Genomic DNA, 23,870 nt, shown 5'->3' with positions numbered 1-23,870 from the left:
GGTTGCGTGATATTTCCCGGACCCCGGAAACGACAAAGGGCCCTCTGGGCCCCTTGTCCGGTACGACTCCGGTCACGCTGGATTCCGGTTGAGACGACGGGAACATGCGTCATCGCGAAGCCCAAACTTCCCTGCCGCAGACAACCGATGAACTGGTTGCCGCTGCAGACAAATATGGTAGCGGGGGCAGGATTTGAACCTGCGACCTTCGGGTTATGAGCCCGACGAGCTGCCAGACTGCTCCACCCCGCAGCAGAAGCGGAATTATGAAGAATCAGTGCGTCAATTGCAAGCCCTGATTTTCATCTCGATGCGGTAGCGACGCTGCCGTTCGAAGGACGCCATGATAACCGCACGCGATGGAAAACGAAACACCAATCGCATCGCCGAATGCAAAAAAGCCAACGCCGCCTTGCGGCGGCGTTGGCGTAAAACAGCGGGAAAACCGCCCTTTCGCGATCAGGCCAGGTGCGCGAAGGCGCGCTGGCACCACGCCATCAGCGGGCTCCAGGCCAGGCCGAAGGCCAGCAGGCCGAGCGCGTTGACGCCCAGCGCCACACTCAGCACGCGGTCGTCGTTGGCCGGCAGCGGCGTGCCGACCGGCTCGTCGAAGTACATCACCTTGATCACGCGCAGGTAGTAGAAGGCACCGATCACCGCGCACAGCACCGACAGCACGGCCAGGCCGGTCCACCACAGATTCTGGTCGGGCACTGCGACCACCGCGCCCAGCACCGCCAGCTTGGCCCAGAAGCCCAGGAACGGCGGCACGCCGGCCAGCGAGGCCATGATGCACAGCACCAGCAACGCCATCCACGGGTTGCGCGCGTTCAGGCCCTTGAAGTCGTCGATGTTCTCGGCTTCGAAGCCCTTGCGCGACAGCGCGATGATCGCGCCGAACGAAGCCGTGGACATCACCGCGTAGCAGATCGCGTAGAACAGCGCCGCCGCGTAGCCGCGCTCGCCACCACCGGCCACGCCCAGCAGCAGGAAGCCGATGTGCGAGACCGTGGAGTACGCCAGCATGCGCTTGAGGTTGCTCTGCGCCACCGCCATCAGGTTGCCGACCACCAGCGACAGCGCCGCCAGGCCGCCGATGACCCAGTGCCACTGCGCCGCCAGCGGGCCAACGCCCACTTCCAGCAGGCGGTAGGCCATGCCGAACGCGGCCAGCTTGGACGCCGAGCTGATGAACAGCGCGATCGGCGCCGGGGCGCCCTGGTAGACGTCCGGCAGCCACATGTGGAACGGCGCGGCGCCGAGCTTGAAGGCGACGCCGGCGATCATGAACACCGTACCGGTGAGCAGCAGCATGTGCTCGCGGCCGTTGCCGATCGCTTCGTGGATGCCGCTCAGGCTCAGCGTGCCGGTGGCGCCGTAGATCAGCGACATGCCGTACAGCAGCAGGCCGGAGGCCAGCGAACCGAGCACGATGTACTTCATCGCCGCTTCGGTGGCCATGCCGTTGTCGCGGTTGGAGGCGACCAGCGCGTAGGAGCACAGCGCCAGCAGTTCCAGGCCCAGGTAGACCATCAGCAGGCTGCCGGCCGAGACCAGGATCATCATGCCGACCGTGGCGAACAGCACCAGCACCGGGATCTCGCCCTGGTACAGCTTGCGCTCGCGCAGGTAGCTCCAGCCATAGATCAGGGTCAGCGCGCTGAGGCCGACGATCACCGTCTTCATCACGTCGGCGGCGGCGTCGCGCACGAACATGCCGTTGAACACCTCGCCCTGCCCGCCCACGCCGGCCAGCAGCATCGCGAACACCGCGACCAGGATCGCCACCGAGACGATGTGGGTCCAGGCCTTGTTGCGCTCGCTGATGAACAGATCGAGCATCAGCAGGAAGAAGGCACCGGCCGTCAGCACCAGCTCGGGCAGCAGGGGCGGCAGGTCGACGGTGGTCAGAGGCAGAAGCGCAGGGGTGGTCATCATCAAATCTCTGGAATCAATACGCTCGACGGCCGCTTACAGCTTGCTGGTGGCGATCTGCGCCGCCAGCTTCGCGATCGAGGGCTCCATCAGGTCGGTCAACGGCTTCGGATACAGGCCCAGGGCCAGCACGCCGAGCGCGAACACGCCCAGCACCAGCGCCTCGCGGCCGTTGATGTCCTTCAGCTCGGCCACGTGCGCATTGGCGACTTCGCCGAAGAACACGCGCTTGTACAGCCACAGGGTGTAGGCGGCGCCGATCACCAGCGTGGTAGCCGCCGCGAAGGCCTGCAGCGGATGCGACTGGAAGCTGGCCAGAATGACCATGAACTCACCGACGAAGCCGCTGGTGCCAGGCAGGCCGGCGTTGGCCATGAAAAACAGCATCGCGAACGCGGCAAACCACGGCATCACGTTGGCCACGCCGCCGTAGTCGGCGATGCGGCGGGTGTGCATGCGGTCGTACAGCACGCCGACGCAGGAGAACATGGCGCCGGACACGAAACCGTGCGAGATCATCTGCACCATCGAGCCCTGCAGCGCCAGCCGGGCGGCATCGCCACTACCGGAGGCGACCAGCGCGAAGGCGACGAAGGTACCGAGGGTAACGAAGCCCATGTGCGCGATCGACGAGTACGCGATCAGCTTCTTCATATCCTCCTGGACCAGCGCGACCAGGCCGACGTAGATCACCGCGATCAGCGACAGCGCGATCACCAGCCACGCCCATTCGTTGCTGGCGTCGGGCAGGATCGGCAGGTTGAAGCGCAGGAAACCGTAACCGCCGATCTTCAGCGCGATCGCCGCCAGGATCACCGAACCGGCGGTCGGCGCTTCCACGTGCGCGTCCGGCAGCCAGGTGTGCACCGGGAACATCGGCACCTTGACTGCGAAGGCGACCAGGAAGGCGAAGAACAGCCAGGTCTGTTCCTTCGAGGTCAGCGACAGCTGGTACAGGTCGGCGAGCTGGAAGCTGCCGCCCTTCAGGTACAGGTAGATCAACCCGACCAGCATCAGCACCGAGCCGAGGAAGGTGTACAGGAAGAACTTGACCGCGGCGTAGATGCGGCGCGGGCCGCCCCAGATGCCGATGATCAGGAACATCGGGATCAGCATCGCCTCGAAGAACACGTAGAACAGCATCGCGTCGGTGGCGGAGAAGATGCCGACGGTGACGCCTTCCAGGATCAGGAACGCGGCCACGTACTGGTTGACGCGCTTGTCGATCGAGGTCCACGCGCCGATCAGCGCCAGCACCGTGACCAGCGTGGTCAGCACGATCAGCGCCACCGCGATGCCGTCGGCGCCGAGGTTGTAGCCGATGTCGTACGCCGGGATCCAGGCGTGGGTCTCGACGAACTGCAGCGCGTCGCTGGCGTAGTCGAAACCGGTGAGCAGCGGCAGGCTGAGCGCGAAGGTCAGCAACGCCACCAGCAGCGACGCCCAGCGCGCCGCACGCGCATCACGCAGGGCGAGCACCAGGGCGCCGCCGATGATCGGCAGCCAGATCAGGATGGAGAGTAGAGGCCAGTTCGACACGTGTTCTTATTCCGTACAGGTCAACGCCAGAAATGCATCAGCACGCCCAGCAGGGCAATGAGACCGACGATCATCGCGAAGGCGTAGTGATAGAGGAAACCGGATTGCGTGCGACGCAGCAGGTTGGCCGCCAGGTCGATCACGCGTGCGGTGCCGTTGACCATGACGCCGTCCACGACATGCGTATCCACCGCGCGCGACACCTTGCCCAGGCGCACGCCGCCGCCGGCGAAACCGCCGATCCAGAGCTTGTCGAAACCGTACTTGTTCTCGAGGATCCACACCGGCAGCGAGAAGGTCTTGCGCGCCTTCGCCGCCAGTTCCGGCTTCCACAGGTACAGGATCCACGCCAGGGCGAAACCGGCCAGGGTGAGGAAGAACGGTGGCTGGGTCAGGCCGTGCAGCGCGAACGCGACCGGGCCGTGGAACTCCTCGGCCAGGGCGCCGACGGTGTCGCGTGCCGGATCGTAGAAATCGACGATGCCGGTGAAGAAGCTGACCGCCTGGCCCTTGATCGCCGCCGCGGCATGGTGCCCCGCCCAGTCGGTGCCGAACAGCATCGGGCCGATGGTGAAGAAGCCGATCGCGATCGACGGGATCGCCAGCAGGATCAGCGGCACCGTCACCACCCACGGCGACTCGTGCGGTTCGTGCGCGCCATGATGGCCGTGGTGGTCGTCATGCGCATGCGCGTCGTGCGCATCGTGTGCGTGGGACTGCGCCTCTGCATCGGTGTGGGCGCTGTCGTGGTGGGCGTGCACGTCGTGCGCATGCGCATCGCGGAAGCGCTCCTGGCCGTGGAAGGTCAGGAACAGCAAGCGGAAGCTGTAGAAGCTGGTGATCAGCACGCCACCCAGCACCGCCCAGTAGCCGTAGCTGGCGATGCTCCAGAACGGCGCACCCTCGGCGTGGTGCTGGGCCGCCTCGATGATGGTGTCCTTGGAATAGAAGCCGGCAAAGAACGGGGTGCCGACCAGCGCCAGGGTGCCGATCACGCTGGTCCAGTAGGTGATCGGCATGTACTTGCGCAGGCCGCCCATCTTGCGCATGTCCTGCTCATGGTGCATGCCGATGATCACCGAGCCGGCCGCCAGGAACAGCAGCGCCTTGAAGAAGGCGTGGGTCATCAGGTGGAACACCGCCGCCGAGTACGCCGACACGCCCAACGCCACGGTCATGTAGCCCAGCTGCGACAGCGTCGAGTAGGCGACCACGCGCTTGATGTCGTTCTGCACGATGCCGATCAGGCCGGTGAAGAACGCGGTGGTGGCACCGATGAACAGCACGAAGTTCAGCGCGGTCTGCGACAACTCGAACAGCGGCGACATGCGCGCCACCATGAAGATGCCGGCGGTGACCATGGTCGCGGCATGGATCAGCGCCGAGATCGGGGTCGGGCCTTCCATCGAGTCCGGCAGCCACACATGCAGCGGAACCTGCGCCGACTTGCCCATAGCGCCGATGAACAGGCAGATGCAGATCATCGTCGGCACCGACCATACCCACGGATCGGTGAGATGGATGACGTTCTCTGCGAACGGGATGGTGATGGCGCCGGTCCACACGGTGATGGTGCCGCCGACCATGGTCGTGGCGTTCGAGAACACCAGCGAATAATCGAGCGTGCCAAACACATACAGCACCAGGGCGATGCCGAGCAGGAAGCCGAAATCGCCGACGCGGTTGACCAGGAACGCCTTCATGTTGGCGAACACCGCGGTCGGGCGCTTGAACCAGAACCCGATCAGCAGGTACGACACCAGGCCCACCGCTTCCCAGCCGAAGAACAGCTGCAGGAAGTTGTTGCTCATCACCAGGCTCAGCATCGAGAAGGTGAACAGCGAGATGTAGCTGAAGAAGCGCTGGTAGCCCGGATCGTCGGCCATGTAGCCGATGGTGTAGATGTGCACCAGCAGCGACACGAAGGTCACCACCACCATCATCATCGCGGTCAGGCGGTCGACCATGAAGCCGACGTGGGCCGAATAGTGGCCGACCTCGAAGAAGGTGTAGAGGTTCTGGTTGAACGGCGACGCGCCCTGCCCGACCAACTGGTACAGGGTCCAGCACGACAGCGCGCAACTGACCGCCACGCCGAGGATGGTGGCGAACTGTGCGCCCTTGCGACCGACCTGACGGCCGAACAGGCCGGCGATGATGCTGCCGACCAGCGGGGCCAGCACCACCGCGATCAGCAGACTCTTGGAGAGCGTAATTTCCATCTGCAGGTCAGCCCTTCAGCGAATCGACTTCGGCCACGTTGATCGTGTGGCGGGTACGGAACAGCGTCACCAGGATCGCGAGGCCGATGGCGGCTTCGGCCGCGGCCACGGTCAGGATGAAGAACACGAACAACTGGCCGGCGGCGTCGCCGAGCTCGCGCGAGAAGGCGACGAAGTTGATGTTGACCGACAGCAGCATCAGCTCGATCGACATCAGCAGCACGATGACGTTCTTGCGGTTGAGGAAGATGCCGGCCAGGGCGATGCAGAACAGCACCGCGCCGAGCGCCAGCAGATGGCCTAGGGAGATCATGGCTGGCCCTCCTGCGATGCCGGCGGAGTGTGGAGCGTGGGCTTTTCGGCGTCCATCTTGACGATGCGCAGGCGGTCGCTGGCCTTGACCCGCGACTGCTCGCCCGGGTTCTGGGTCTTGATGCCGGTGCGCTTGCGCAGGGTCAGCATCACCGCAGCGACGACCGCCACGGTCAGGATGATCGCGGCGAACTCGAACGGCAGCAGGAACTGGGTGAACAGGGTCTTGGCCAGCCAGGTGATGTTGGAGGTGTCGGCGGCCTGGGCCGCGGCGTTGTCGGCCGGGAACGGCGCCGCACTGCGCGCCTTCACGCCGATCAGGGTGACCATCTGCACCAGCATCGCCACCGCGACCACCAGGCCGACCGGCAGGTAGCGCACCCAGCCTTCGCGCATGCGGGCGGTGTCGATGTCCAGCATCATCACCACGAACAGGAACAGCACCATCACCGCGCCGACGTAGACCAGCACCAGGGTCACGCCGAGGAATTCGGCGCCCACCAGCAGCCACACGCAGGCGATGGAGAAGAACGTCAGGATCAGGCACAGCACCGCATACACGGGGTTGCGCACGCTGATCACCGCGCCGGCGGCGACCGCGGCGATGGTGGCGAAGATCCAGAAAGCGATATTGACCCAATCCATTTCGGAACCTCAGCGGAAGGGAGCGTCGGCAGCACGGCGCTCGGCGATCTCGGCCTCGAGCCGGTCTCCGATCGCCAGCAACTGCGGCTTGGTGACGATGTTCTCGCCGCGCTTCTCGAAGTGGTACTCCAGCACCTGGGTCTCCACGATCGAATCCACCGGGCAGCTTTCCTCGCAGAAGCCGCAGTAGATGCACTTGAACAGGTCGATGTCGTAGCGGGTGGTGCGGCGGGTGCCGTCCTCGCGCTTGGTCGAGTCGATGGTGATCGCCAGCGCCGGGCACACCGCTTCGCACAGCTTGCAGGCGATGCAGCGCTCTTCGCCGTTGGGATAGCGGCGCAGCGCGTGCAGGCCACGGAAGCGCGGCGACTGCGGGAACTTCTCCATCGGGTACAGCACGGTGTACTTGGGACGGAACGTGTACTTCAAGGTCAGCCACAGGCCGCCGAGCAGCTCGAGCAGCAACAGGCTCTTGAAGTAATGGGTGACTTTATTCATCGCTTACACACCCCTGTGGATCACACCGTAGAACACCATCAATACCGTCACCGCGATCCACACGATCGTCAACGGAATGAACACCTTCCAGCCCAGGCGCATGATCTGGTCGTAGCGGTAGCGCGGGAAGCTGGCGCGGAACCAGATGTAGGCGCTCATGAAGAACACCACCTTGGCGAACAGCCACGGCCAGCCGCCGGTCCAGATCCAGTTGACCCACGGCGAGACGTCCGCGGTGACCCAGCCCTGGATCGGGCTCAGCCAGCCGCCCAGGAAGAAGATCGAGACCAGGAAGCTGACCAGGATCATGTTGGCGTATTCGGCCAGGAAGAACAGCGCGAACGCACCGCCCGAATACTCGACCATGTGGCCGGCGACGATTTCCGACTCGCCTTCGACCACGTCGAACGGCGCGCGGTTGGTCTCGGCCACGCCGGACACCCAGTACACGATGAACAGCGGGAACAGCGGGATCAGGAACCAGCTGAAGAACCCGGAGCTGCCGGCCTGCGCCTGCACGATCGTGCTCAGGTTCAGGCTGCCGGCGGCGATCATCACGCCGACCAGAGCGAAGCCCATCGCGATCTCGTAGCTGACCACCTGCGCCGCCGAGCGCATCGCGCCGAGGAAGGCGTACTTGGAGTTGGACGCCCAGCCGGCCAGGATGATGCCGTACACGCCCAGCGAGGTCATCGCCAGCAGGTACAGCAGGCCGGCGTTGGCGTTGGACAGCACCAGCTTGGCGTCGAACGGCACCACCGCCCAAGCGGCGAAGGCCGGCGCCAGGGTGATCAGCGGCGCGATCACGAACATCGCCTTGTGCGAGCTGCTGGGCTGGATGATCTCCTTGAACAGCAGCTTGAACACGTCGGCGAAGGCCTGGAAGATGCCCATGCCCACGTACATCGGCCCGTGGCGCACGTGCATCCAGCCGATCAGTTTGCGCTCCCAGACCACGTAGAACGCCACCGAGATGATCACCGGCATGGCGATCAGCAGGATCTTCAGCACGATCCACAGGACCACGCCGAGAGCGCCCAGGCCGAGGAACCACTGGTGCAGCGGGTCGACCACGTTCAACAGCATCTCGTTCATGCAGCCACCACCGTCACCCGACCGGCGCCCAGCGGCGCGGTCGCGCCGTGGCCCGTTTCGATCCAGGCCGCGCCCGGCGCGACCCGCTTGTCCGTCGCCAGCGGCAACGTGGCGCTACCCGCCGCGGTGCCGACCTTGACCATCTGCCCGTCGCTCAGGCCCAAGCGCGCCGCCTCGTCCGGATGCAGCGCGATGCCCGGCGCGCGGTTCAGCGGATGCTGCTGCAGCGCCTGCGCGCGGCGCACCACCGCATCGGTGCGGTAGATCGCCGGACTGGCGGCCAGTTCCAGGCCCTCGTCCTGGCGCGCCGGCTGCGCCGAGCTTGCCGCGGCGACTTCGCGCGGCTGCAGGCCATCGCGCAGCCCGGCCAGGTCGATGAACTCGAAGCCCTGCAGGCCCAGCTCGCCGCCGAGCGCGCGCAGCACGCGCCAGCCCTCACGGGCTTCGCCCGGCAGCTTGCCGCCGGCGCGGGTGCGCTGGTCGCTGCCGTTGAGGTTGGTCAACGTCGCCTCGATTTCCGGCAGCGCGCCGATCGGCAGGATCACGTCGGCCACGTCGCGAGTGGAAGCGCAGGCGAAATGGCTGAACGCCACCACCTTGGCACCGGCCAGCGCGCTGCGCGCGGCGGCAGCGTCGGCGAAGTCCAGCCCCGGCTCCAGGCCGTACAGCACGTAGGCGCTGCGCGGTTCGGCCAGCATCGCCGCGGCGTTGCGGCCGCGCGGCAACACGCCGTAGCGCGACAGGCCGAGCGCGTTGGCGCCCTGCGGGATGCGGCACAGCGCCGCGCCGGTGGCGGCGGCGAAATCGCGCGCAGCCGCACGCAGCGCGGCGGCCTGCGGATGGTTCTCGACCAGCGCGCCGACGATCAGCACCGCGCGGCCGGGACCCTGCATCGCTTCGCGCAGCGCGCCATCGGCCAGCGCTTCGGCGAACTTCGACGGCGCCACGATCTGGCGGCCGGCCTGGTCGAAGGCCACGTCGAAATCGACCGGATTGATCGAATACAGCTTGGTCTGGCGCTGCATCCGCGCCTTGCGCAGGCGTGCATGCAGCAGCGGCAACTCGTGGCGCAGGTTGCTGCCCAGGATCACCACCACGTCGGCCTGCTCGATCTCCGCCAGCGGCAGCGCGAACGGCTCGGCCAGCGCGGCATCGGAGAAGTCGCGGTTGTACACGCGGTGATCGAGGTTGCCGCTGTCCAGGCCCTCGGCCAGGCGCGCCAGCAGCGCGCCCTCCTCGTTGGAGGTGGACGGATGCGCGAGCACGCCCAGCGCGTCGCCACGGTTGGCCTTGAGGATCTCGCTCGCGGCGGAAAGCCCTTCGGCCCACGACACCTCGCGCCACTGCCCGTCGACCTTGCGCATCGGCCGCAGGGCGCGGTCCTCGGCGTACAGGCCCTGGTGCGAGTAGCGGTCGCGGTCGGACAGCCAGCACTCGTTGACCGCTTCGTTATCGCGCGGCACGGTGCGCAGCACTTCGCCGCGGCGTACGTGCAGGAACAGGTTGGAGCCCATCGCGTCGTGGTAGCCCAGCGACTCGCGCGCCACCAGTTCCCAGGGGCGCGCACGGAACTGGAACACCTTGTTGGTCAGCGCGCCCACCGGGCACACGTCGACCACGTTGCCGGACAGCTCGGTGGTCAGCGGCTTGCCGTCGTAGGTGCCGATCTGCAGGTTCTCGCCGCGGTACATGCCGCCCAGCTCGTAGGTGCCGGCGATGTCCGCGGTGAAGCGCACGCAGCGCGTGCACTGGATGCAGCGGGTCATCTCGGTGGCGACCAGCGGCCCGATGTCCTCGTCCGGCACCACGCGCTTGCGCTCGTTGAAGCGGCTGACCGAGCGGCCATAGCCCAGCGACACGTCCTGCAGCTCGCACTCGCCGCCCTGATCGCAGATCGGGCAGTCCAGCGGATGGTTGATCAGCAGGAATTCCATGACGCTGCGCTGGTACTTCAGCGCCTTGTCGCTGCGGGTCTGCACCTTCATGCCGTCCATGACCGGCGTGGCGCAGGCCGGCGACGGCTTGGGCGACTTCTCGACGTCGACCAGGCACATGCGGCAGTTGGCCGCGATCGGCAGCTTCTCGTGGTAGCAGAAGCGCGGGATCGGGATGCCGGCCTTGTCGGCAGCCTGGATGATCATCGAGCCCTTCGGCACGACCAGCGACTGGCCGTCGATCTCGACGGTCACATGGCCTTCCGGCACGACCGCGGGGGTCGCGCCGGGATTGTTGGGTTGCGCGCTCATGCGGCGGCTGCCTCCACCTTCTTGCCGTCAACCATCGAATGACCGTTGACGATGTAGTACTCGAATTCGTCCCAGAACTGGCGCAGGAAGCCCTGGATCGGCCAGGCCGCCGCCTCGCCGAAGGCGCAGATGGTGTGGCCCTCGATCTGCCCGGCGACGGTGCGCAGCTGGTGCAGGTCTTCCATCGTCGCCTTGCCGGCGACGATGCGCTCCAGCACGCGGTGCATCCAGCCGGTGCCTTCGCGGCACGGGGTGCACTGGCCGCAGGACTCCTTGTGGAAGAACTGCGAGATGCGGCAGGCGAACTTCACGCAGCACACGCTGTCGTCCAGCACCACGATCGCGCCCGAGCCCAGGCCGGTGCCCAGCGCACGCAGGGTGTCGTAGTCCATCTGCAGGCCCTTGAGCTGCTCGGCCTTCAGCACCGGCATCGACACGCCACCCGGGATCGCGCCCTTGAGGGTGCGGCCCGGCTTCAGCCCGCCGGCCATCTCCAGCAGTTCGTCGAAGGTGGTGCCCAGCGGCACCTCGAAGTTGCCGCCCTTCTGCACGCAGCCGGAGACCGAGAAGATCTTCGGGCCGCCGTTCTTGGTCTTGCTCAGCCCCAGGAACCATTCCGGGCCGTTGCGGATGATCGCCGGCACCGAGGCGTAGGTCTCGGTGTTGTTGATCGTCGACGGCTTGCCGTACAGGCCGAAGTTGGCCGGGAACGGCGGCTTGTAGCGCGGCTGGCCCTTCTTGCCTTCCAGCGACTCCATCAGCGCGGTCTCTTCGCCGCAGATGTAGGCGCCGGCGCCCAGCGCGCCATAGATGTCGATGTCGATGCCGCTGCCGAGGATGTCCTTGCCCAGCCAGCCATTGGCGTAGGCATCGGCCAGGGCCTGTTCGAAGTTCTCGAACGGCTCGTGGTGGAACTCGCCGCGCAGGTAGTTGTAGCCCACGGTGGAGCCGGTGGCGTAGCAGGCGATGGCCATGCCCTCCACCACCGAATGCGGGTTGTAGCGCAGGATGTCGCGGTCCTTGCAGGTGCCTGGCTCGGACTCGTCCGAGTTGCACAAAATGTACTTCTGCGGCGCGCCCTTGGGCATGAACGACCACTTCAGGCCGGTCGGGAAGCCGGCGCCGCCGCGGCCGCGCAGGTTCGACTGCTTGACCATCTCGATCACCTGCTCCGGCGGGATTTTCTCTTCGAGGATCTTGCGCAGCGCAGCGTAGCCACCGGTCTTCAGGTAGCTCTCGTAGGACCACGGGGTGTCGTAGTGCAGCGTGGTGTACACCACCTGGTGCGACTGCGGCGCGGGGCCGACCGGACCGGTGGGAGCGTGGGGATGCTGTGCCATTGCCGTTACTCCAACCCGTCCAGCAATTCGTCGACCTTGTCCTTGGTCAGATGCTCGTGGTAGTGGCCGTTGATGACCATCATCGGCGCGCCGGCGCAACCGGCCAGGCATTCTTCCTCGCGCTTGAGGTAGACGCGGCCGTCGGCGGTGGACTGGCCCAGCTTGCAGCCGAGCTTCTTCTCGGCGTGCGCGACCAGGTCCTCGGCACCGTTGAGCCAGCAGCTGATGTTGGTGCAGAACGCGACGTTGTTGCGGCCGACCTTCTCGGTCTCGAACATCGAGTAGAAGCTGGCGACCTCGTAGGCCCACACCGGCGGCAGTTCCAGGTACTTGGCCACGCCGGCGATCAACTCGTCGGTCAGCCAGCCCTGGTTCTGTTCCTGCGCCGCGTGCAAGCCCTGCAGCACCGCCGAGCGCTTGCGGTCCGGCGGGAACTTGGCCAGCCAGTGATCGATGTGCGCGCGCGTCTTGTCGCTCAGCACCACCATCGGATCGACGTCGCGCGCCGCTTCGAAATTACCTGTCGCCTTCATCGGTCGACCTCACCAAACACCAGATCATAGGTACCAATCATCGCCACCACGTCGGCCAGCATGTGGCCGCGCACGATCGCATCCATCGACGACAGATGGGCGAAGCCCGGCGCGCGCAGGTGCACGCGGAACGGCTTGTTGGCGCCGTCGGACATCAGGTAGCAGCCGAACTCGCCCTTCGGCGCTTCGACCGCGCAGTAGGTCTCGCCGGCCGGCACGCAGTAGCCTTCGCTGAACAGCTTGAAGTGGTGGATCAGCGCTTCCATGTCGTCCTTCATGTCGGCGCGCTTGGGCGGCGCCACCTTGAAGTTCTCGACCATGACCGGGCCCGGGTTGGCCTTCAGCCACTGCACGCACTGCTTGATGATGCGGTTGGACTCGCGCATCTCGGCCACGCGCACCAAATAGCGGTCGTAGCAGTCGCCGTGGGTGCCGAGCGGAATGTCGAAATCGACGCTGTCGTACTTGGCGTACGGCTGCTTCTTGCGCAGATCCCAGGCGATGCCCGAGCCGCGCAGCATCACCCCGGTCATGCCCCAGCCATAGGCCTGCTCCGGCGTGACCACGCCGATGCCGACGGTGCGCTGCTTCCAGATGCGGTTGTCGGTGAGCAGGGTCTCGTACTCGTCGACGCGCGCTGGGAAGGTGTTGGTGAACTCTTCCAGGAAGTCCAGCATCGAGCCTTCGCGCGCGGCATTGAGCCGCTTCAGCGCATTGCCCTTGTGCCAGCGCGATTCCTGGTATTTCGGCATGCGGTCCGGCAGGTCGCGGTAGACGCCGCCCGGACGGTAGTAGGTCGCGTGCATGCGCGCGCCCGACACCGCCTCGTACACGTCCATCAGCTCTTCGCGCTCGCGGAACGCGTACAGCATCACCGCCATCGCGCCCAGATCCAGGCCGTTGGAGCCGACCCACATCAGGTGGTTCAGAATGCGGGTGATTTCGTCGAACATGGTGCGGATGTACTGCGCACGCTCCGGCGCCTCGATCCCCATCAGGGTCTCGATCGCGCGCACGTAGGCGTGCTCGTTGCACATCATCGACACGTAGTCCAAGCGATCCATGTAGCCGATCGACTGGTTGAACGGCTTGGACTCGGCCAGCTTCTCGGTGCCACGGTGCAGCAGGCCGATGTGCGGATCGGCGCGGACCACGGTCTCGCCGTCCATCTCGAGGATCAGGCGCAGCACGCCGTGCGCGGCCGGATGCTGCGGGCCGAAGTTCATCGTGTAGTTGCGGATCTCCTGCTTGGCTTCGGCAGGATTGCTGGCGAACCCGTCGTGCGCCTGGTGGTACTCGCTCACTTGGCGGACTCCTTCTGTGCTTCGCCCGCCGCGGTCTGGTAGCGCGCATCGTCGCGGATCACGCGCGGCACGCCCACGCGCGGCTCCACCGAGGTCACCGGCTCGTAGATCACGCGCTGCTTCTCTTCGTCGTAGCGCACTTCGACGTTGCCGATCAGCGGGAAATCCTTGCGGAACGGATGACCGACGAAGCCGTAGTCGGTGAGGATGCGGCGCAGGTCCGGGTGACCGGAGAACACCACGCCGAACAGGTCGAACGCCTCGCGCTCGAACCAGTTCGCGCCCGGCCAGATGTCGGTGACCGAGGCCACCACCGGCAGGTCTTCGTTCGGCGCGTAGCAACGCACGCGCAGGCGCTGGTTGTGGCGGTAGGAGATCAGCTGCGCCAGCACGGCGTAGCGCTGCTGCGGGACCGGCAACGGCTGCGCGCCGCCGGCGGCCTCGCCACTGGGAAACTCGCCCCAGGCGAAACGGCCCACGGCCTTGCCTTCGACGCCGCGGCTGAAGCCGTGCGAAGACACGTCCGAGGTATCCCACTCGTCGCTGCCGTAGCCAAGGTAGTCCACGCCGCACAGGTCGGACAGCTGTTCGAAACCGAACTCGTCGCGCAGCGCCAGGCAGGTGGCGTGCCAGGCGTCGGCCGGCACTTCCAGGGTGACTTCGCCGCGCGGAAGGGCCACGAAGACCTGGCTGCCGGGGAAACGGGCGCCGAGTCGGTCGCTAAAGGAAGATGCTTGCTCTGCCATGGGGGCTTGGCGTGCTCTCGAGGAAAGAGGAATCAGCGCGCGATGGTCTGGGTTCGCCAGATCTTCTTCTGCAACTGCAAGATGCCGTAGACCAGGGCCTCGGCGGTCGGCGGGCAACCGGGGACATAGACGTCCACCGGCACGATGCGGTCGCAACCGCGCACCACCGAATACGAGTAATGGTAGTAGCCGCCGCCGTTGGCGCAGCTGCCCATCGAGATGACCCACTTCGGATCCGGCATCTGGTCGTAGACCTTGCGCAGCGCCGGGGCCATTTTGTTGACCAGGGTGCCGGCGACGATCATCACGTCGGACTGGCGCGGCGACGGGCGGAACACCACGCCGTAGCGGTCCAGGTCCAGGCGCGCGGCGCCGGCGTGCATCATCTCGACCGCGCAGCAGGCCAGACCGAAGGTCATCGGCCACATCGAGCCGGTGCGCGCCCAGTTCAGCAGCGCGTCGACGCTGGTGGTGACGTAGCCCTTTTCCAGCAGCGGGTTCTCGCCTTCGGGACGCAGGATGTCGTCCACCCGCCCTTCCGGGATCGGGTTGGTCATCAGGCGATCCAGGGTCTGAATCACTCCCATTCCAGCGCTCCCTTCTTCCACACGTAGACAAAACCGAGGAACAACATGCCGACGAACAGGCCCATGGTGACCAGGGAGCGAGCGCCCAGGTCCATGAACACCTGCGTCCACGGCACGATGAAGATGATTTCCAGATCGAAGACGATGAACTGGATGGCGATCAGGTAGTAGCGCACGTCGAACTTCATGCGCGCGTCCTCGAAGGCCTCGAAGCCGCACTCGTACGGCGAGAGCTTCTTCAGGTCGGGACGCCGGGGACCGAGGAAGCGCCCCACCAGCATCAGCGCGACGCCGATACCGGTGGCCACGATCAGAAACAGCAGGGTCGGCAAATATTCGGCCAGCACTCGCAATTCTCTCTTGCCTGTGCCCGCGCGCGTGCCGCGCAGGCATGGGATAGACGATTCTCCGGGCAGAGGCGTGACGCCCTTGCGCAGAAACCGTAGCCAAACAATGGTGCCCAAGAGGGGACTCGAACCCCTACGACCTAAGTCGCTACCACCTCAAGGTAGTGCGTCTACCAATTCCGCCACCTGGGCTTGCGTAAAACCTGCGCGGCAATCCCGCCGCGCAGCATATTGTAACCGTCTTCAGTCTTTCTGCGACGGGGCAGGCGACTTTTCTTGCGCTTTTTCCGGCGCCTGCTGGGCAGCCGGGGCGGCGGCGGGCGCCGCCGGAGCCGCAGCGGCGGCCGACGGCGCCTGCGGGACCGACAACTCGCCGGCCGGCGCGGCCGGGGCCGGGGTGGCGGACTGCGACATCACGCCCAGGTTAGCGTCGGCCGGACGCGCACTGTGGCCGGCGTACCAGGCCATGAACAGGCTGATGGCGAAGAACACCACCGCCAGCCACTTGGTCGACTTGGACAGGAAGTTGGACGCGCCGCGCGATCCGAACACCGTGCCGGACGCGCCGGCGCCGAACCCGGAACCCGCCGCCGCACCGGCGCCGCGCTGCATCAGGATCAGCGCGATCATCGCGATCGCCACCAGCACGTAGACCACATTGAGGATGACCATCAGCATTTCGAAATCCGTCCGGACAGTACGACTTGGGGGACGAACGGCCGCCATCGGCAGCCGTTCGCTCAACAGGCGGCCGCCGCTCGCACGATGGCCAGAAATTCCGCGGCGACCAGCGAGGCGCCACCTACCAGCCCGCCATCGACATCCGGCTGTGCGAACAGCTCGGCCGCGTTGTCGGGCTTGACGCTGCCGCCATACAGGATCGGCAACGAATCGGCGATTCTAGCATCGCGGGCCGCCACTTCGCCACGGATGAACGCATGCACCGCCTGCGCCTGCGCCGGGCTGGCGGTGCGGCCGGTGCCGATCGCCCAGACCGGCTCGTAGGCCACCACGGCCCGGGCGAAGCCCTCGGCGCCGACCAGATCCAGCACCGGCGCCAGTTGCGCGGCGATGACCGCCTCGGTGCGCCCGGCCTCGCGCTGCTCCAGGGTCTCGCCCACGCACAGGATCGGGACCAGCCCGGCGTGCAGGGCGGCGGCGAACTTGCGCGCGACCAGTTCGCTGCTCTCCTGATGGTACTGGCGCCGCTCCGAATGCCCGACCAGGCCGTAGTCGGCGCCCACGTCGACCAGCATCGCCGCCGACACCTCGCCGGTATAGGCGCCCTTCTCGTTGCTGCTGACGTCCTGCGCGCCGAAGCGCAGCAGCCGGTCCTCGAAATTCTCGATCAGGTCGCCCAGGTACGGCAGCGGCGGCAAAATCACCACCTCCACCTCGTGCTCGGCCGCGTGCAGCCCGGCGACGATCTCCCGCACTAGGGCGGCAGCGAAGTGGCGGGTTCCATGCAATTTCCAGTTTCCGGCTACGATCTTGCGTCGCATCGGCGCATCTCCGGCGAAAAAGTGCCGAGAGGATAGCCGATGCGCCGCCAAGGGCCGGCATCGTCCCCGCCGCCCCGCCCTCCCCCGCCGCCTGCTCCATGCCAGAGACCGCCATGCCCCACCTCCCCGGCTATGCCCTGATCACCGGCGCCTCCAGCGGCATCGGCCGCGAGATCGCCCGCGAATACGCCCGCCGCGGCGTGCCGCTGATCCTGACCGCGCGCCGCGAGGCACAGTTGCAGGCGCTGGCCGCCGAACTGCGGCCGCAGGTGCCGGTGGAGGTACTGGTCGCCGACCTGGCCGATCCGGCCGCGCCGGCCGCACTGGTGGCCGAGATCGAACGGCGCGGGCTGGCGGTGCGGATCCTGGTCAACAACGCCGGCTACGGCGTGCCCGGCCGCTACATCGCCCAGGACTGGGCGGTGCACGCGGCGTTCCTGCAGGTGATGGTCGGCGCCGTGTGCGAACTGACCTGGCGGCTGCTGCCGGCGCTGCGCGCCAGCGGCCACGGCCGCATCCTCAATGTCGCCTCGTTCGCCGCCCTGGTCCCCGGCGCCGACGGCCACACCCTGTACGCGGCGGCGAAGAGCTTCATGCTGCGCTTCAGCGAATCGCTGGCCCTGGAGAACGCCGACCGCGGGGTCGGCGTCTGTGCGCTGTGCCCCGGCTTCACCTGGTCCGAGTTCCACGACGTCACCGGCAACCGCGAACAGATGAACGCGCTACCGCGCTGGATCTGGCTGCAGACCGCCGCGGTGGCCCGCGCCGGCATCGACGGCGCCGAACGCGGCAAGGTGCGGGTGGTCCCCGGCGCGGTCTACCGCGCCCTGCTCGGCCTGACCGCGCTACTGCCCAATGCCTTGTTGCTGCGGCTGATGGGCCGCGGCTCGGGACGGATCAGAAATGCTGGGATTGGGGATTAGGGAGTCGGGATTCGTAAAGCGGGATTCGCGCGGACTGGCAAATCGCGGGCAGCCCGCTTTTGCGAATCCCCAATCCCCACTCCCGAATCCCCGCCTCACTTCAGCTTGATTTCGCGCAACCGCTCTTCCAGATAGCCCTGCGCGGTGATCGGCTCGGGATAGCGGCTGGGGTTGTCGGCGCTGACGCAGGACGGCAGCACATCGATCACGAAGTCCGGGTTCGGGTGCAGGAAGAACGGCACCGAGTAGCGCGGCTGGCGCGCCTGCTCGCCCGGCGGGTTGACCACGCGGTGGGTGGTCGAGGGATACACGTGGTTGGTCAGGCGCTGCAGCATGTCGCCGATGTTGACCACGATGGTGTCGGCGTCGGAGGTGAACGGCACCCACTCGCCCTGCTTGGACTTCACTTCCAGGCCGGCGGCGCTGGCGCCGACCAGCAGGGTGATCAGGTTGATGTCCTCGTGGGCGCCGGCGCGCACGTTGGGGATGTCGTCGGCGGTGATCGGCGGGTAGTGGATCGGGCGCAGGATCGAGTTGCCCGAATCGGTCTTGTCGACGAAGTAGTGCTCGGGCAGGCCGATGTGCAGGGCCAGCGCCGACAGCACGCGCGCGCCGAGCTGGTCCAGCGCCTGGTACAGGCCGTAGCCGTGGGTGCGGAAACCGGGCACTTCGCTCGGCCACAGGTTCGGCGGCATCACCGCGCGGTACGGGGAGTCGTCGGCGATCTCGCGGCCGATGTGCCAGAACTCCTTCAGGTCGAAATGCTTGGAGTCCTTGGCGGTCTCCACGCCGAAGGCGGTGTAGCCGCGCGCGCCGCCGCTGCCGGGCAGGTGGTATTTGCGCTTGGTCTCTTCGGGCAGGGCGAAGAACGCCTTGAACACGTCGTAGGCCGCGTCGATCTGCGCCTGGGCGATGCCGTGGTTGCGGATGCCGGCGAAGCCCCACTCGCGGTAGGCCGCGCCCAGTTCGGCGACGAAGGCGTCGCGGTCGCGCGCACTGGAAGGATCGCTGAAGCGGGTGATGTCGAGGGTGGGAATGCGCGCAGTCATGGCAGGAACCGTCGTCTCATAAGAAGGGAACAAACGCCGCGCTCAGCGCAGCAGGCGATACAGCAGGTAGAACGTGACCGCCTTGGCGACGATCACGAAGAGGGCAATGGCGATCGACTCACGCCGCGTCACGGACCGCCTCGGCCAGCGCGTCCAGGGTCTGCCGCATCAGCGCGGCATCGTCGGCCTCGACCGTGACCCGCACCACCGGCTCGGTGCCGGAGGCGCGCAGGAAGGCACGCCCGCGCCCCTGCACCGCCGCCTGCGCCGTGGCCAGCGCGGCCTTCACGGTGGCGGCCTCGAGCGGGCGCACGCCCGGCTGCAGGCGCACGTTGACGGTCTGCTGCGGCACCTTCTGCAGCCCGGCCAGCGCCTGCCGCAGGGTCTGTCGCGAGCGCTTGAGCACTTCCAGCACCTGCAGCGCGCTGACGATGGCGTCGCCGGTGGTGGCGCGATCCAGGCACAGCATGTGCCCGGAGGCCTCGCCGCCGAGCACCCCGCCCTGTTCGACCAGCGCCTGGTGCACGTAGCGGTCGCCGACCTTGGCGCGCAGGAACGGCACCTGCAACGCGGCCAGCGCCCGTTCCAGGCCGTAGTTGGTCATCAGCGTGCCGACCACCGGGCCGTGCAGGCGGCCGCTGGCTTGCCAGCCGCAGGCCAGCACGTACAGCAGGCCGTCGCCGTCGACCGGGTTGCCCTGGTCGTCGGCCATCAGCACCCGGTCGCCGTCGCCGTCGAAGGCGATGCCCAGGTGCGCGCCATGGTCGCGCACGTTGGCGGCGAGGTTGTCGATGTGCATCGAACCGACGCCGGCGTTGATGTTGAGCCCGTCCGGCGCCGCGCCGATCGCGATCACCTCCGCACCCAGTTCGCGGAACAGCAGCGGCGCGATGTGGTAGGTCGCGCCGTGCGCGCAGTCCAGCACCAGCTTCAGCCCGCGCAGGTCGAAACCGCGCGGCACGCTGGCCTTGCAGAACTCGATGTAGCGGCCGATCGCCTCGCGCGCGCGCATCGCCTTGCCCAGGCGCTCGGACTCGACCGTGGCGAACGGCGCGTCCAACGCCGCCTCGATCGCCTGCTCGGTGGCGTCGTCGAGCTTCTCGCCATGGGCGGAAAAGAACTTGATGCCGTTGTCGTAGTGCGGATTGTGCGAGGCGCTGATGACGATGCCGGCATCGGCGCCGAGGGTGAGCGTGAGAAACGCCACCGCCGGGGTCGGCATCGGCCCGAGCAACTGCACGTTGGCGCCGGCCGCGACCAACCCGGCCTCCAGCGCCGACTCGAACATGTAGCCGGAGATGCGCGTGTCCTTGCCGATCACCACGGTCGGCCGCGCGGTACCGCCGGCGACCAGCACGCGACCCAGCGCATTGCCCAGGCGCATCACGAAATCGGCGGAAATCGCGCCCTGCCCGACCCGGCCACGGATGCCGTCGGTGCCGAAGTATTTGCGTTGGCTCATCGGAACGGGATTCGGGATTCGGAATTCGGGATTCGTTCAACGCACGGGATCCGAGCGACCTCGGCGAACCGGGCACGCGCAGCGCCACGATTCCCGCATCCCGCATCCCGAATCCCGGCGCTGGTCATGCCAGCGCTTCCGTCTTCGCCGGGGTCGGCTGCCGCATCATCAGCGCCAGCAGTTCGGACAGGCGGTCGCGCAGTTCGCGGCGGTCGCAGATCTGGTCGATGGCGCCGTGCTCGAGCAGGAACTCCGAGCGCTGGAAGCCTTCCGGCAGGGTCTCGCGCACCGTCTGCTCGATCACCCGCGGGCCGGCGAAGCCGATCAGCGCGTACGGCTCGGCGATGTTGATGTCGCCGAGCATGGCGAAGCTGGCCGACACGCCACCGGTGGTGGGATGAGTCAGCACCGATACGTACGGCAGGCCGGCTTCGCGCAGGCGACCGAGCGCTGCCGAGGTCTTGGCCATCTGCATCAGCGAGAACAGGCCTTCCTGCATGCGCGCGCCGCCGCTGGCGGAGAAGCACACGAACGGCGCGCCGATCTTCAGCGCGGTCTCCGCGGCCAGGGCGAAACGCTCGCCGACCACCGAGCCCATCGAGCCGCCCATGAAGGCGAAATCGAACGAGGCCGCGACCAGCGGCTGGCCCTTGAGCAGGCCCTGCATCGCCACCAGCGCGTCGTATTCGCCGGTGCTCTTCTGCGAGGCCTTGATGCGCTCGCCGTACTTCTTCTGGTCCTTGAACTTGAGCGCGTCGGTCGGGCCCAGGCGCGCACCGATCTCGGTGGGCGCGGTGTCGGCGTCGAACAACGCAGCCAGGCGCGCGCGCGCGCGGATCGCCATGTGGTGGCCGCACTTCGGGCACACCTCTAGGTTCTCCTCCAGCTCCGGCCGGTACAGCACGGCGCTGCAGTTGGGGCACTTCTCCCACAAACCTTCAGGAACGCTGCGCTTCTTGCTGGGCGTGTTGTCGGTGCGAATGCCCGAAGGCATCAATTTGCTGAGCCAACTCATGCGATGTGACGATCCATTGGGCGGCCGCGAGAGCCGCAGAGGGGCGACAGTCTAACTCGGTCCCCCGCTGGCCTGCAGACGGTGGCGCATGGAGCGGCCAGGCCGGCAGGCACCGGCGCGGACCGCTAGCCAGGCGCCCTGTCGCGCCTCACCCACCGCGTGACCTGCGGCGTCGCCGCAGCCACCCTGGGCAGGCGACGACCGGACCGGACCAGCAGCCGTCTGCGCCATCCGAGCCGCCATGCGTGCGCCGCAGGATTCGCATGGACAGCGGGATGCGGCATCGCCGCAAACGCGAACGCCCGCGCAAGGCGGGCGTTCGCATACAGACCAGGCGTGGCTCAGCCCGCGTCCAGCGCCTGCCGCAGCGGCGTCAGGAAGGCCAGAGCGGCGTCGCGCGCGGCCTGCGGACTGGTGGCCTCGGCCAGCGCCGCGACCAGCGCGCTGCCCACCACCACCCCGTCGGCGTCGACCGCCATGGCCTTGGCGCTGGCGGCGTCCTTGATGCCGAAGCCGGCCACCACCGGCACCGCGCAGCGCGCGCGCAGCTGGCGCAGGCGATCGCCGGCGGCGCGGGTATCCAGGCGGTCGGCGCCGGTCACGCCGGCGAAGCTGACGTAGTACAGATAACCGCGCGCTGCATCGCACAACAGGTCGATGCGCGCATCGCTGGTGGTCGGCGAGGCCAGCACGATCAGGTCCAGCCCCGCGTCGGCGAAGATCGCCAGGGTCTCGGCCGACTCCTCCGGCGGCAGGTCGACCAGCAGCACGCCGTCCACGCCGGCCGCCACCGCCTCTTCGGCGAAACGCGCCGTGCCGTGGATCTCCACCGGGTTGAGGTAGCCCATCAGCACCACCGGGGTGGTCGCGTCGTCGCGACGGAACGCGCTGACCGTCTCCAGCACGTAGCGCAGGCCGGCGCCGCGCGCCAGCGCGCGCTCGGAGCTGCGCTGGATGGTCGGGCCGTCGGCCATCGGGTCGGAGAACGGCACGCCCAGCTCGATCACGTCGGCACCGGCCTCGACCAGCGCGTGCATCGCCGGCACGGTCGCCTCCAGCGACGGATCGCCGGCGGTGAGGAAGGGGATCAGGGCCTTGCGGCGTTGGGAATCGAGTCGGGCGAATGTATCGGCGATGCGGTTCATGTGGGACCTATGCGCCCCTCTCCCGGAGGAAGAGGGGTTGGGTGAGGGTAAGGAAACGTGAGTGCACGGGGCTGCGCCCGTATCCTCATCCGGCGCTTCGCGCCCCCCTTCTCCCGCAGGAGAAGGGCAAAGCGTTACAACGTCAGCCCCTCGCGCGCGGCAATGGTGTGCACGTCCTTGTCGCCGCGGCCGGACAGGTTGCACAGCACCAGCGCGTCCTTGGGCAGTTCGCGCGCCAGCTTGATCGACTGCGCCACGGCGTGGCTGGACTCCAGCGCGGCGAGAATGCCCTCGGTATGCGCCAGCAGGTGGAACGCCGCCAGCGCCTCGTCGTCGGTGATGCCCTGGTAGATGGCGCGGCCGCTGTCGGCCAGGAACGCGTGCTCCGGACCCACGCCCGGGTAGTCCAGGCCGGCGGACACCGAATGGGTCTCGACGATCTGCCCGTCGTCGTCGCAGATCACGTAGGTGCGGTTGCCGTGCAGCACGCCGGGACGGCCAGCGGCGATCGAGGCGGCGTGGCGGCCGCTGCCGATGCCGTCGCCGGCGGCCTCGGCGCCGTAGATCTTCACCGAGGCGTCGTTGAGGAAGGCATGGAACAGGCCGATGGCGTTGCTGCCGCCGCCGACGCAGGCGCTGATCGCGTCCGGCAGGCGGCCGTAGTCGCGCAGCATCTGTTCGCGCGCCTCGCGGCCGACGATGGCGTTGAAGTCGCGCACCATGCGCGGGTACGGATCGGGGCCGGCGACGGTGCCGATGATGTAGAAGGTGTCCTGCACGTTGGTCACCCAGTCGCGCATCGCCTCGTTGAGCGCGTCCTTGAGCGTGGCCGAGCCGGAGTGCACCGGCACCACCGTGGCGCCGAGCAGCTTCATCCGGTAGACGTTGATCTTCTGCCGCTCGATGTCGGTGGCGCCCATGTACACCACGCACTCCAGGCCCAGCCGCGCGGCCACCGTGGCGCTGGCCACGCCGTGCTGGCCGGCGCCGGTCTCGGCGATGATGCGGGTCTTGCCCATGCGGCTGGCCAGCAGCGCCTGGCCGATGGTGTTGTTGATCTTGTGCGCGCCGGTGTGGTTCAGGTCCTCGCGCTTGAGCAGGATCTGCGCGCCGCCGACTTCGCGGCTGAGCCGCTCGGCGTGGTAGATCGGGCTGGGGCGGCCGACATAGTGGATCAGGTCCTTGTCGTAGGCGGCGATGAAGGCCGGATCCTGGCGCGCGGCGTCGTAGGCGGCGGCGAGTTCCTGCAGCGGGCCGATCAGGGTCTCGGCGACGAAACGACCGCCGTAGCGGCCGAAATGGCCGGCGGCGTCGGGATAGGCATGGAAGTCGCTGACGGGGACAGAGGACATGGCGCAACCGGGATCAACAGGACAGGCAAGCACTTTAGCGCACACGTTCTCGCAGAAAAACCGATAAAGTCTG

22 protein-coding genes and 2 tRNA genes are annotated in these 23,870 nt (G+C 67.4%); 1 reads left to right on the top strand and 23 read right to left on the bottom strand.

What is annotated here, in order from left to right; translation table 11 throughout:
- Window positions 1-175: 175 nt before the first annotated feature.
- The 18 genes from GGR66_RS17245 to tpiA form a co-directional block, all read right to left on the bottom strand.
- Window positions 176-252 (bottom strand) — tRNA-Met (locus GGR66_RS17245).
- Between the two features lie 207 nt (window positions 253-459).
- Window positions 460-1,935: an NADH-quinone oxidoreductase subunit NuoN gene (nuoN, locus tag GGR66_RS17240; protein ID WP_167087552.1), complete on the bottom strand. Its 1,476-nt coding sequence runs from the start codon at window positions 1,933-1,935 to the stop codon at window positions 460-462.
- 36 nt (window positions 1,936-1,971) lie between these two features.
- Window positions 1,972-3,474: an NADH-quinone oxidoreductase subunit M gene (locus GGR66_RS17235; RefSeq protein ID WP_184449331.1), complete on the bottom strand. Its 1,503-nt coding sequence runs from the start codon at window positions 3,472-3,474 to the stop codon at window positions 1,972-1,974.
- A 20-nt stretch (window positions 3,475-3,494) separates the two neighbouring features.
- Window positions 3,495-5,696 carry an NADH-quinone oxidoreductase subunit L gene (nuoL, locus tag GGR66_RS17230; protein WP_184449329.1) on the bottom strand — a complete coding sequence of 734 codons (2,202 nt, stop codon included), beginning with the start codon at window positions 5,694-5,696 and terminating at the stop codon, window positions 3,495-3,497.
- Between the two features lie 7 nt (window positions 5,697-5,703).
- The gene (gene nuoK / locus GGR66_RS17225) at window positions 5,704-6,009 is read right to left on the bottom strand and encodes an NADH-quinone oxidoreductase subunit NuoK (RefSeq protein ID WP_017908131.1); all 306 of its coding nucleotides are present in this window, start codon (window positions 6,007-6,009) and stop codon (window positions 5,704-5,706) included.
- Window positions 6,006-6,653, bottom strand: a complete 648-nt coding sequence (locus GGR66_RS17220; RefSeq protein WP_160969870.1) for an NADH-quinone oxidoreductase subunit J — start codon at window positions 6,651-6,653, stop codon at window positions 6,006-6,008. Before GGR66_RS17220 ends, nuoK begins: the two co-directional genes overlap by 4 nt.
- A 9-nt stretch (window positions 6,654-6,662) precedes the next feature.
- Window positions 6,663-7,151, bottom strand: coding sequence for an NADH-quinone oxidoreductase subunit NuoI (gene nuoI / locus GGR66_RS17215; RefSeq protein ID WP_010343013.1), 489 nt, complete (start codon window positions 7,149-7,151; stop codon window positions 6,663-6,665).
- 3 nt (window positions 7,152-7,154) lie between these two features.
- Window positions 7,155-8,246, bottom strand: coding sequence for an NADH-quinone oxidoreductase subunit NuoH (gene nuoH, locus GGR66_RS17210; protein WP_184449327.1), 1,092 nt, complete (start codon window positions 8,244-8,246; stop codon window positions 7,155-7,157).
- Window positions 8,243-10,492: an NADH-quinone oxidoreductase subunit NuoG gene (gene nuoG, locus GGR66_RS17205; RefSeq protein WP_184449325.1), complete on the bottom strand. Its 2,250-nt coding sequence runs from the start codon at window positions 10,490-10,492 to the stop codon at window positions 8,243-8,245. The genes nuoH and nuoG overlap by 4 nt, the downstream gene beginning before the upstream one ends.
- Entirely contained in the window at window positions 10,489-11,832 is a 1,344-nt protein-coding gene (gene nuoF, locus GGR66_RS17200) for an NADH-quinone oxidoreductase subunit NuoF (RefSeq protein WP_184449323.1), read from the bottom strand. The genes nuoG and nuoF overlap by 4 nt, the downstream gene beginning before the upstream one ends.
- Before the next feature lie 5 nt (window positions 11,833-11,837).
- Complete coding sequence (gene nuoE, locus GGR66_RS17195; RefSeq protein ID WP_048489486.1) at window positions 11,838-12,365, bottom strand: NADH-quinone oxidoreductase subunit NuoE; 528 nt, start codon at window positions 12,363-12,365, stop codon at window positions 11,838-11,840.
- Entirely contained in the window at window positions 12,362-13,669 is a 1,308-nt protein-coding gene (locus GGR66_RS17190) for an NADH-quinone oxidoreductase subunit D (RefSeq protein WP_160962990.1), read from the bottom strand. Before GGR66_RS17190 ends, nuoE begins: the two co-directional genes overlap by 4 nt.
- Window positions 13,666-14,415 (bottom strand): NADH-quinone oxidoreductase subunit C, encoded by a 750-nt coding sequence (locus tag GGR66_RS17185; RefSeq protein WP_184449321.1) that lies wholly within the window; start codon window positions 14,413-14,415, stop codon window positions 13,666-13,668. The genes GGR66_RS17190 and GGR66_RS17185 overlap by 4 nt, the downstream gene beginning before the upstream one ends.
- 32 nt (window positions 14,416-14,447) lie before the next feature.
- A complete protein-coding gene (locus GGR66_RS17180) occupies window positions 14,448-15,002 on the bottom strand; it encodes an NADH-quinone oxidoreductase subunit B (protein WP_010343006.1) in 555 nt (184 codons plus the stop codon).
- Window positions 14,993-15,349, bottom strand: coding sequence for an NADH-quinone oxidoreductase subunit A (locus tag GGR66_RS17175; RefSeq protein ID WP_010343005.1), 357 nt, complete (start codon window positions 15,347-15,349; stop codon window positions 14,993-14,995). The genes GGR66_RS17180 and GGR66_RS17175 overlap by 10 nt, the downstream gene beginning before the upstream one ends.
- Before the next feature lie 107 nt (window positions 15,350-15,456).
- Window positions 15,457-15,541: transfer RNA gene (locus GGR66_RS17170), tRNA-Leu, on the bottom strand.
- Window positions 15,542-15,592: 51 nt separating this feature from the next.
- Window positions 15,593-16,027 (bottom strand): preprotein translocase subunit SecG, encoded by a 435-nt coding sequence (secG, locus tag GGR66_RS17165; RefSeq protein ID WP_184449389.1) that lies wholly within the window; start codon window positions 16,025-16,027, stop codon window positions 15,593-15,595.
- 62 nt (window positions 16,028-16,089) lie between these two features.
- Window positions 16,090-16,851: a triose-phosphate isomerase gene (gene tpiA, locus GGR66_RS17160; protein ID WP_167087550.1), complete on the bottom strand. Its 762-nt coding sequence runs from the start codon at window positions 16,849-16,851 to the stop codon at window positions 16,090-16,092.
- A 113-nt stretch (window positions 16,852-16,964) separates the two neighbouring features.
- On the opposite strand from tpiA, the gene GGR66_RS17155 reads away from it, so the two are divergent.
- Window positions 16,965-17,774 carry an SDR family NAD(P)-dependent oxidoreductase gene (locus tag GGR66_RS17155; RefSeq protein ID WP_184449319.1) on the top strand — a complete coding sequence of 270 codons (810 nt, stop codon included), beginning with the start codon at window positions 16,965-16,967 and terminating at the stop codon, window positions 17,772-17,774.
- A gap of 95 nt (window positions 17,775-17,869) precedes the next feature.
- On the opposite strand, the gene GGR66_RS17150 is transcribed toward GGR66_RS17155, so the two are convergent.
- From GGR66_RS17150 to trpB, 5 genes are all read right to left on the bottom strand, one after another.
- Window positions 17,870-18,823: an isopenicillin N synthase family oxygenase gene (locus GGR66_RS17150; protein ID WP_184449317.1), complete on the bottom strand. Its 954-nt coding sequence runs from the start codon at window positions 18,821-18,823 to the stop codon at window positions 17,870-17,872.
- A 118-nt stretch (window positions 18,824-18,941) separates the two neighbouring features.
- A complete protein-coding gene (gene glmM / locus GGR66_RS17145) occupies window positions 18,942-20,285 on the bottom strand; it encodes a phosphoglucosamine mutase (RefSeq protein WP_184449315.1) in 1,344 nt (447 codons plus the stop codon).
- A 124-nt stretch (window positions 20,286-20,409) separates the two neighbouring features.
- Window positions 20,410-21,300 (bottom strand): acetyl-CoA carboxylase, carboxyltransferase subunit beta, encoded by an 891-nt coding sequence (accD, locus tag GGR66_RS17140; protein ID WP_184449314.1) that lies wholly within the window; start codon window positions 21,298-21,300, stop codon window positions 20,410-20,412.
- A gap of 341 nt (window positions 21,301-21,641) precedes the next feature.
- Window positions 21,642-22,445, bottom strand: coding sequence for a tryptophan synthase subunit alpha (gene trpA, locus GGR66_RS17135; protein ID WP_184449312.1), 804 nt, complete (start codon window positions 22,443-22,445; stop codon window positions 21,642-21,644).
- Between the two features lie 134 nt (window positions 22,446-22,579).
- Window positions 22,580-23,797: a tryptophan synthase subunit beta gene (gene trpB, locus GGR66_RS17130; protein WP_184449310.1), complete on the bottom strand. Its 1,218-nt coding sequence runs from the start codon at window positions 23,795-23,797 to the stop codon at window positions 22,580-22,582.
- Window positions 23,798-23,870 lie beyond the last annotated feature (73 nt).

The organism is Xanthomonas sp. 3498 (assembly GCF_014199795.1).
GTDB lineage: Bacteria > Pseudomonadota > Gammaproteobacteria > Xanthomonadales > Xanthomonadaceae > Xanthomonas_A > Xanthomonas_A rydalmerensis.
The sequence above is the reverse complement of the archived record's forward strand: the minus strand, read 5'-3'. Positions and strand labels throughout refer to the sequence as shown.

What these genes read in the sequence shown, in the direction of transcription:
- nuoN (WP_167087552.1), bottom strand. Translation starts at nt 1,935, where the DNA reads ATGACCACCCCTGCGCTTCTGCCTCTGACCACCGTCGACCTGCCGCCC.
- nuoL (WP_184449329.1), bottom strand. Translation starts at nt 5,696, where the DNA reads ATGGAAATTACGCTCTCCAAGAGTCTGCTGATCGCGGTGGTGCTGGCC.
- nuoK (WP_017908131.1), bottom strand. Translation starts at nt 6,009, where the DNA reads ATGATCTCCCTAGGCCATCTGCTGGCGCTCGGCGCGGTGCTGTTCTGC.
- GGR66_RS17220 (WP_160969870.1), bottom strand. Translation starts at nt 6,653, where the DNA reads ATGGATTGGGTCAATATCGCTTTCTGGATCTTCGCCACCATCGCCGCG.
- nuoI (WP_010343013.1), bottom strand. Translation starts at nt 7,151, where the DNA reads ATGAATAAAGTCACCCATTACTTCAAGAGCCTGTTGCTGCTCGAGCTG.
- nuoH (WP_184449327.1), bottom strand. Translation starts at nt 8,246, where the DNA reads ATGAACGAGATGCTGTTGAACGTGGTCGACCCGCTGCACCAGTGGTTC.
- nuoG (WP_184449325.1), bottom strand. Translation starts at nt 10,492, where the DNA reads ATGAGCGCGCAACCCAACAATCCCGGCGCGACCCCCGCGGTCGTGCCG.
- nuoF (WP_184449323.1), bottom strand. Translation starts at nt 11,832, where the DNA reads ATGGCACAGCATCCCCACGCTCCCACCGGTCCGGTCGGCCCCGCGCCG.
- nuoE (WP_048489486.1), bottom strand. Translation starts at nt 12,365, where the DNA reads ATGAAGGCGACAGGTAATTTCGAAGCGGCGCGCGACGTCGATCCGATG.
- GGR66_RS17185 (WP_184449321.1), bottom strand. Translation starts at nt 14,415, where the DNA reads ATGGCAGAGCAAGCATCTTCCTTTAGCGACCGACTCGGCGCCCGTTTC.
- GGR66_RS17180 (WP_010343006.1), bottom strand. Translation starts at nt 15,002, where the DNA reads ATGGGAGTGATTCAGACCCTGGATCGCCTGATGACCAACCCGATCCCG.
- secG (WP_184449389.1), bottom strand. Translation starts at nt 16,027, where the DNA reads ATGCTGATGGTCATCCTCAATGTGGTCTACGTGCTGGTGGCGATCGCG.
- tpiA (WP_167087550.1), bottom strand. Translation starts at nt 16,851, where the DNA reads ATGCGACGCAAGATCGTAGCCGGAAACTGGAAATTGCATGGAACCCGC.
- GGR66_RS17155 (WP_184449319.1), top strand. Translation starts at nt 16,965, where the DNA reads ATGCCCCACCTCCCCGGCTATGCCCTGATCACCGGCGCCTCCAGCGGC.
- GGR66_RS17150 (WP_184449317.1), bottom strand. Translation starts at nt 18,823, where the DNA reads ATGACTGCGCGCATTCCCACCCTCGACATCACCCGCTTCAGCGATCCT.
- glmM (WP_184449315.1), bottom strand. Translation starts at nt 20,285, where the DNA reads ATGAGCCAACGCAAATACTTCGGCACCGACGGCATCCGTGGCCGGGTC.
- accD (WP_184449314.1), bottom strand. Translation starts at nt 21,300, where the DNA reads ATGAGTTGGCTCAGCAAATTGATGCCTTCGGGCATTCGCACCGACAAC.
- trpA (WP_184449312.1), bottom strand. Translation starts at nt 22,445, where the DNA reads ATGAACCGCATCGCCGATACATTCGCCCGACTCGATTCCCAACGCCGC.
- trpB (WP_184449310.1), bottom strand. Translation starts at nt 23,797, where the DNA reads ATGTCCTCTGTCCCCGTCAGCGACTTCCATGCCTATCCCGACGCCGCC.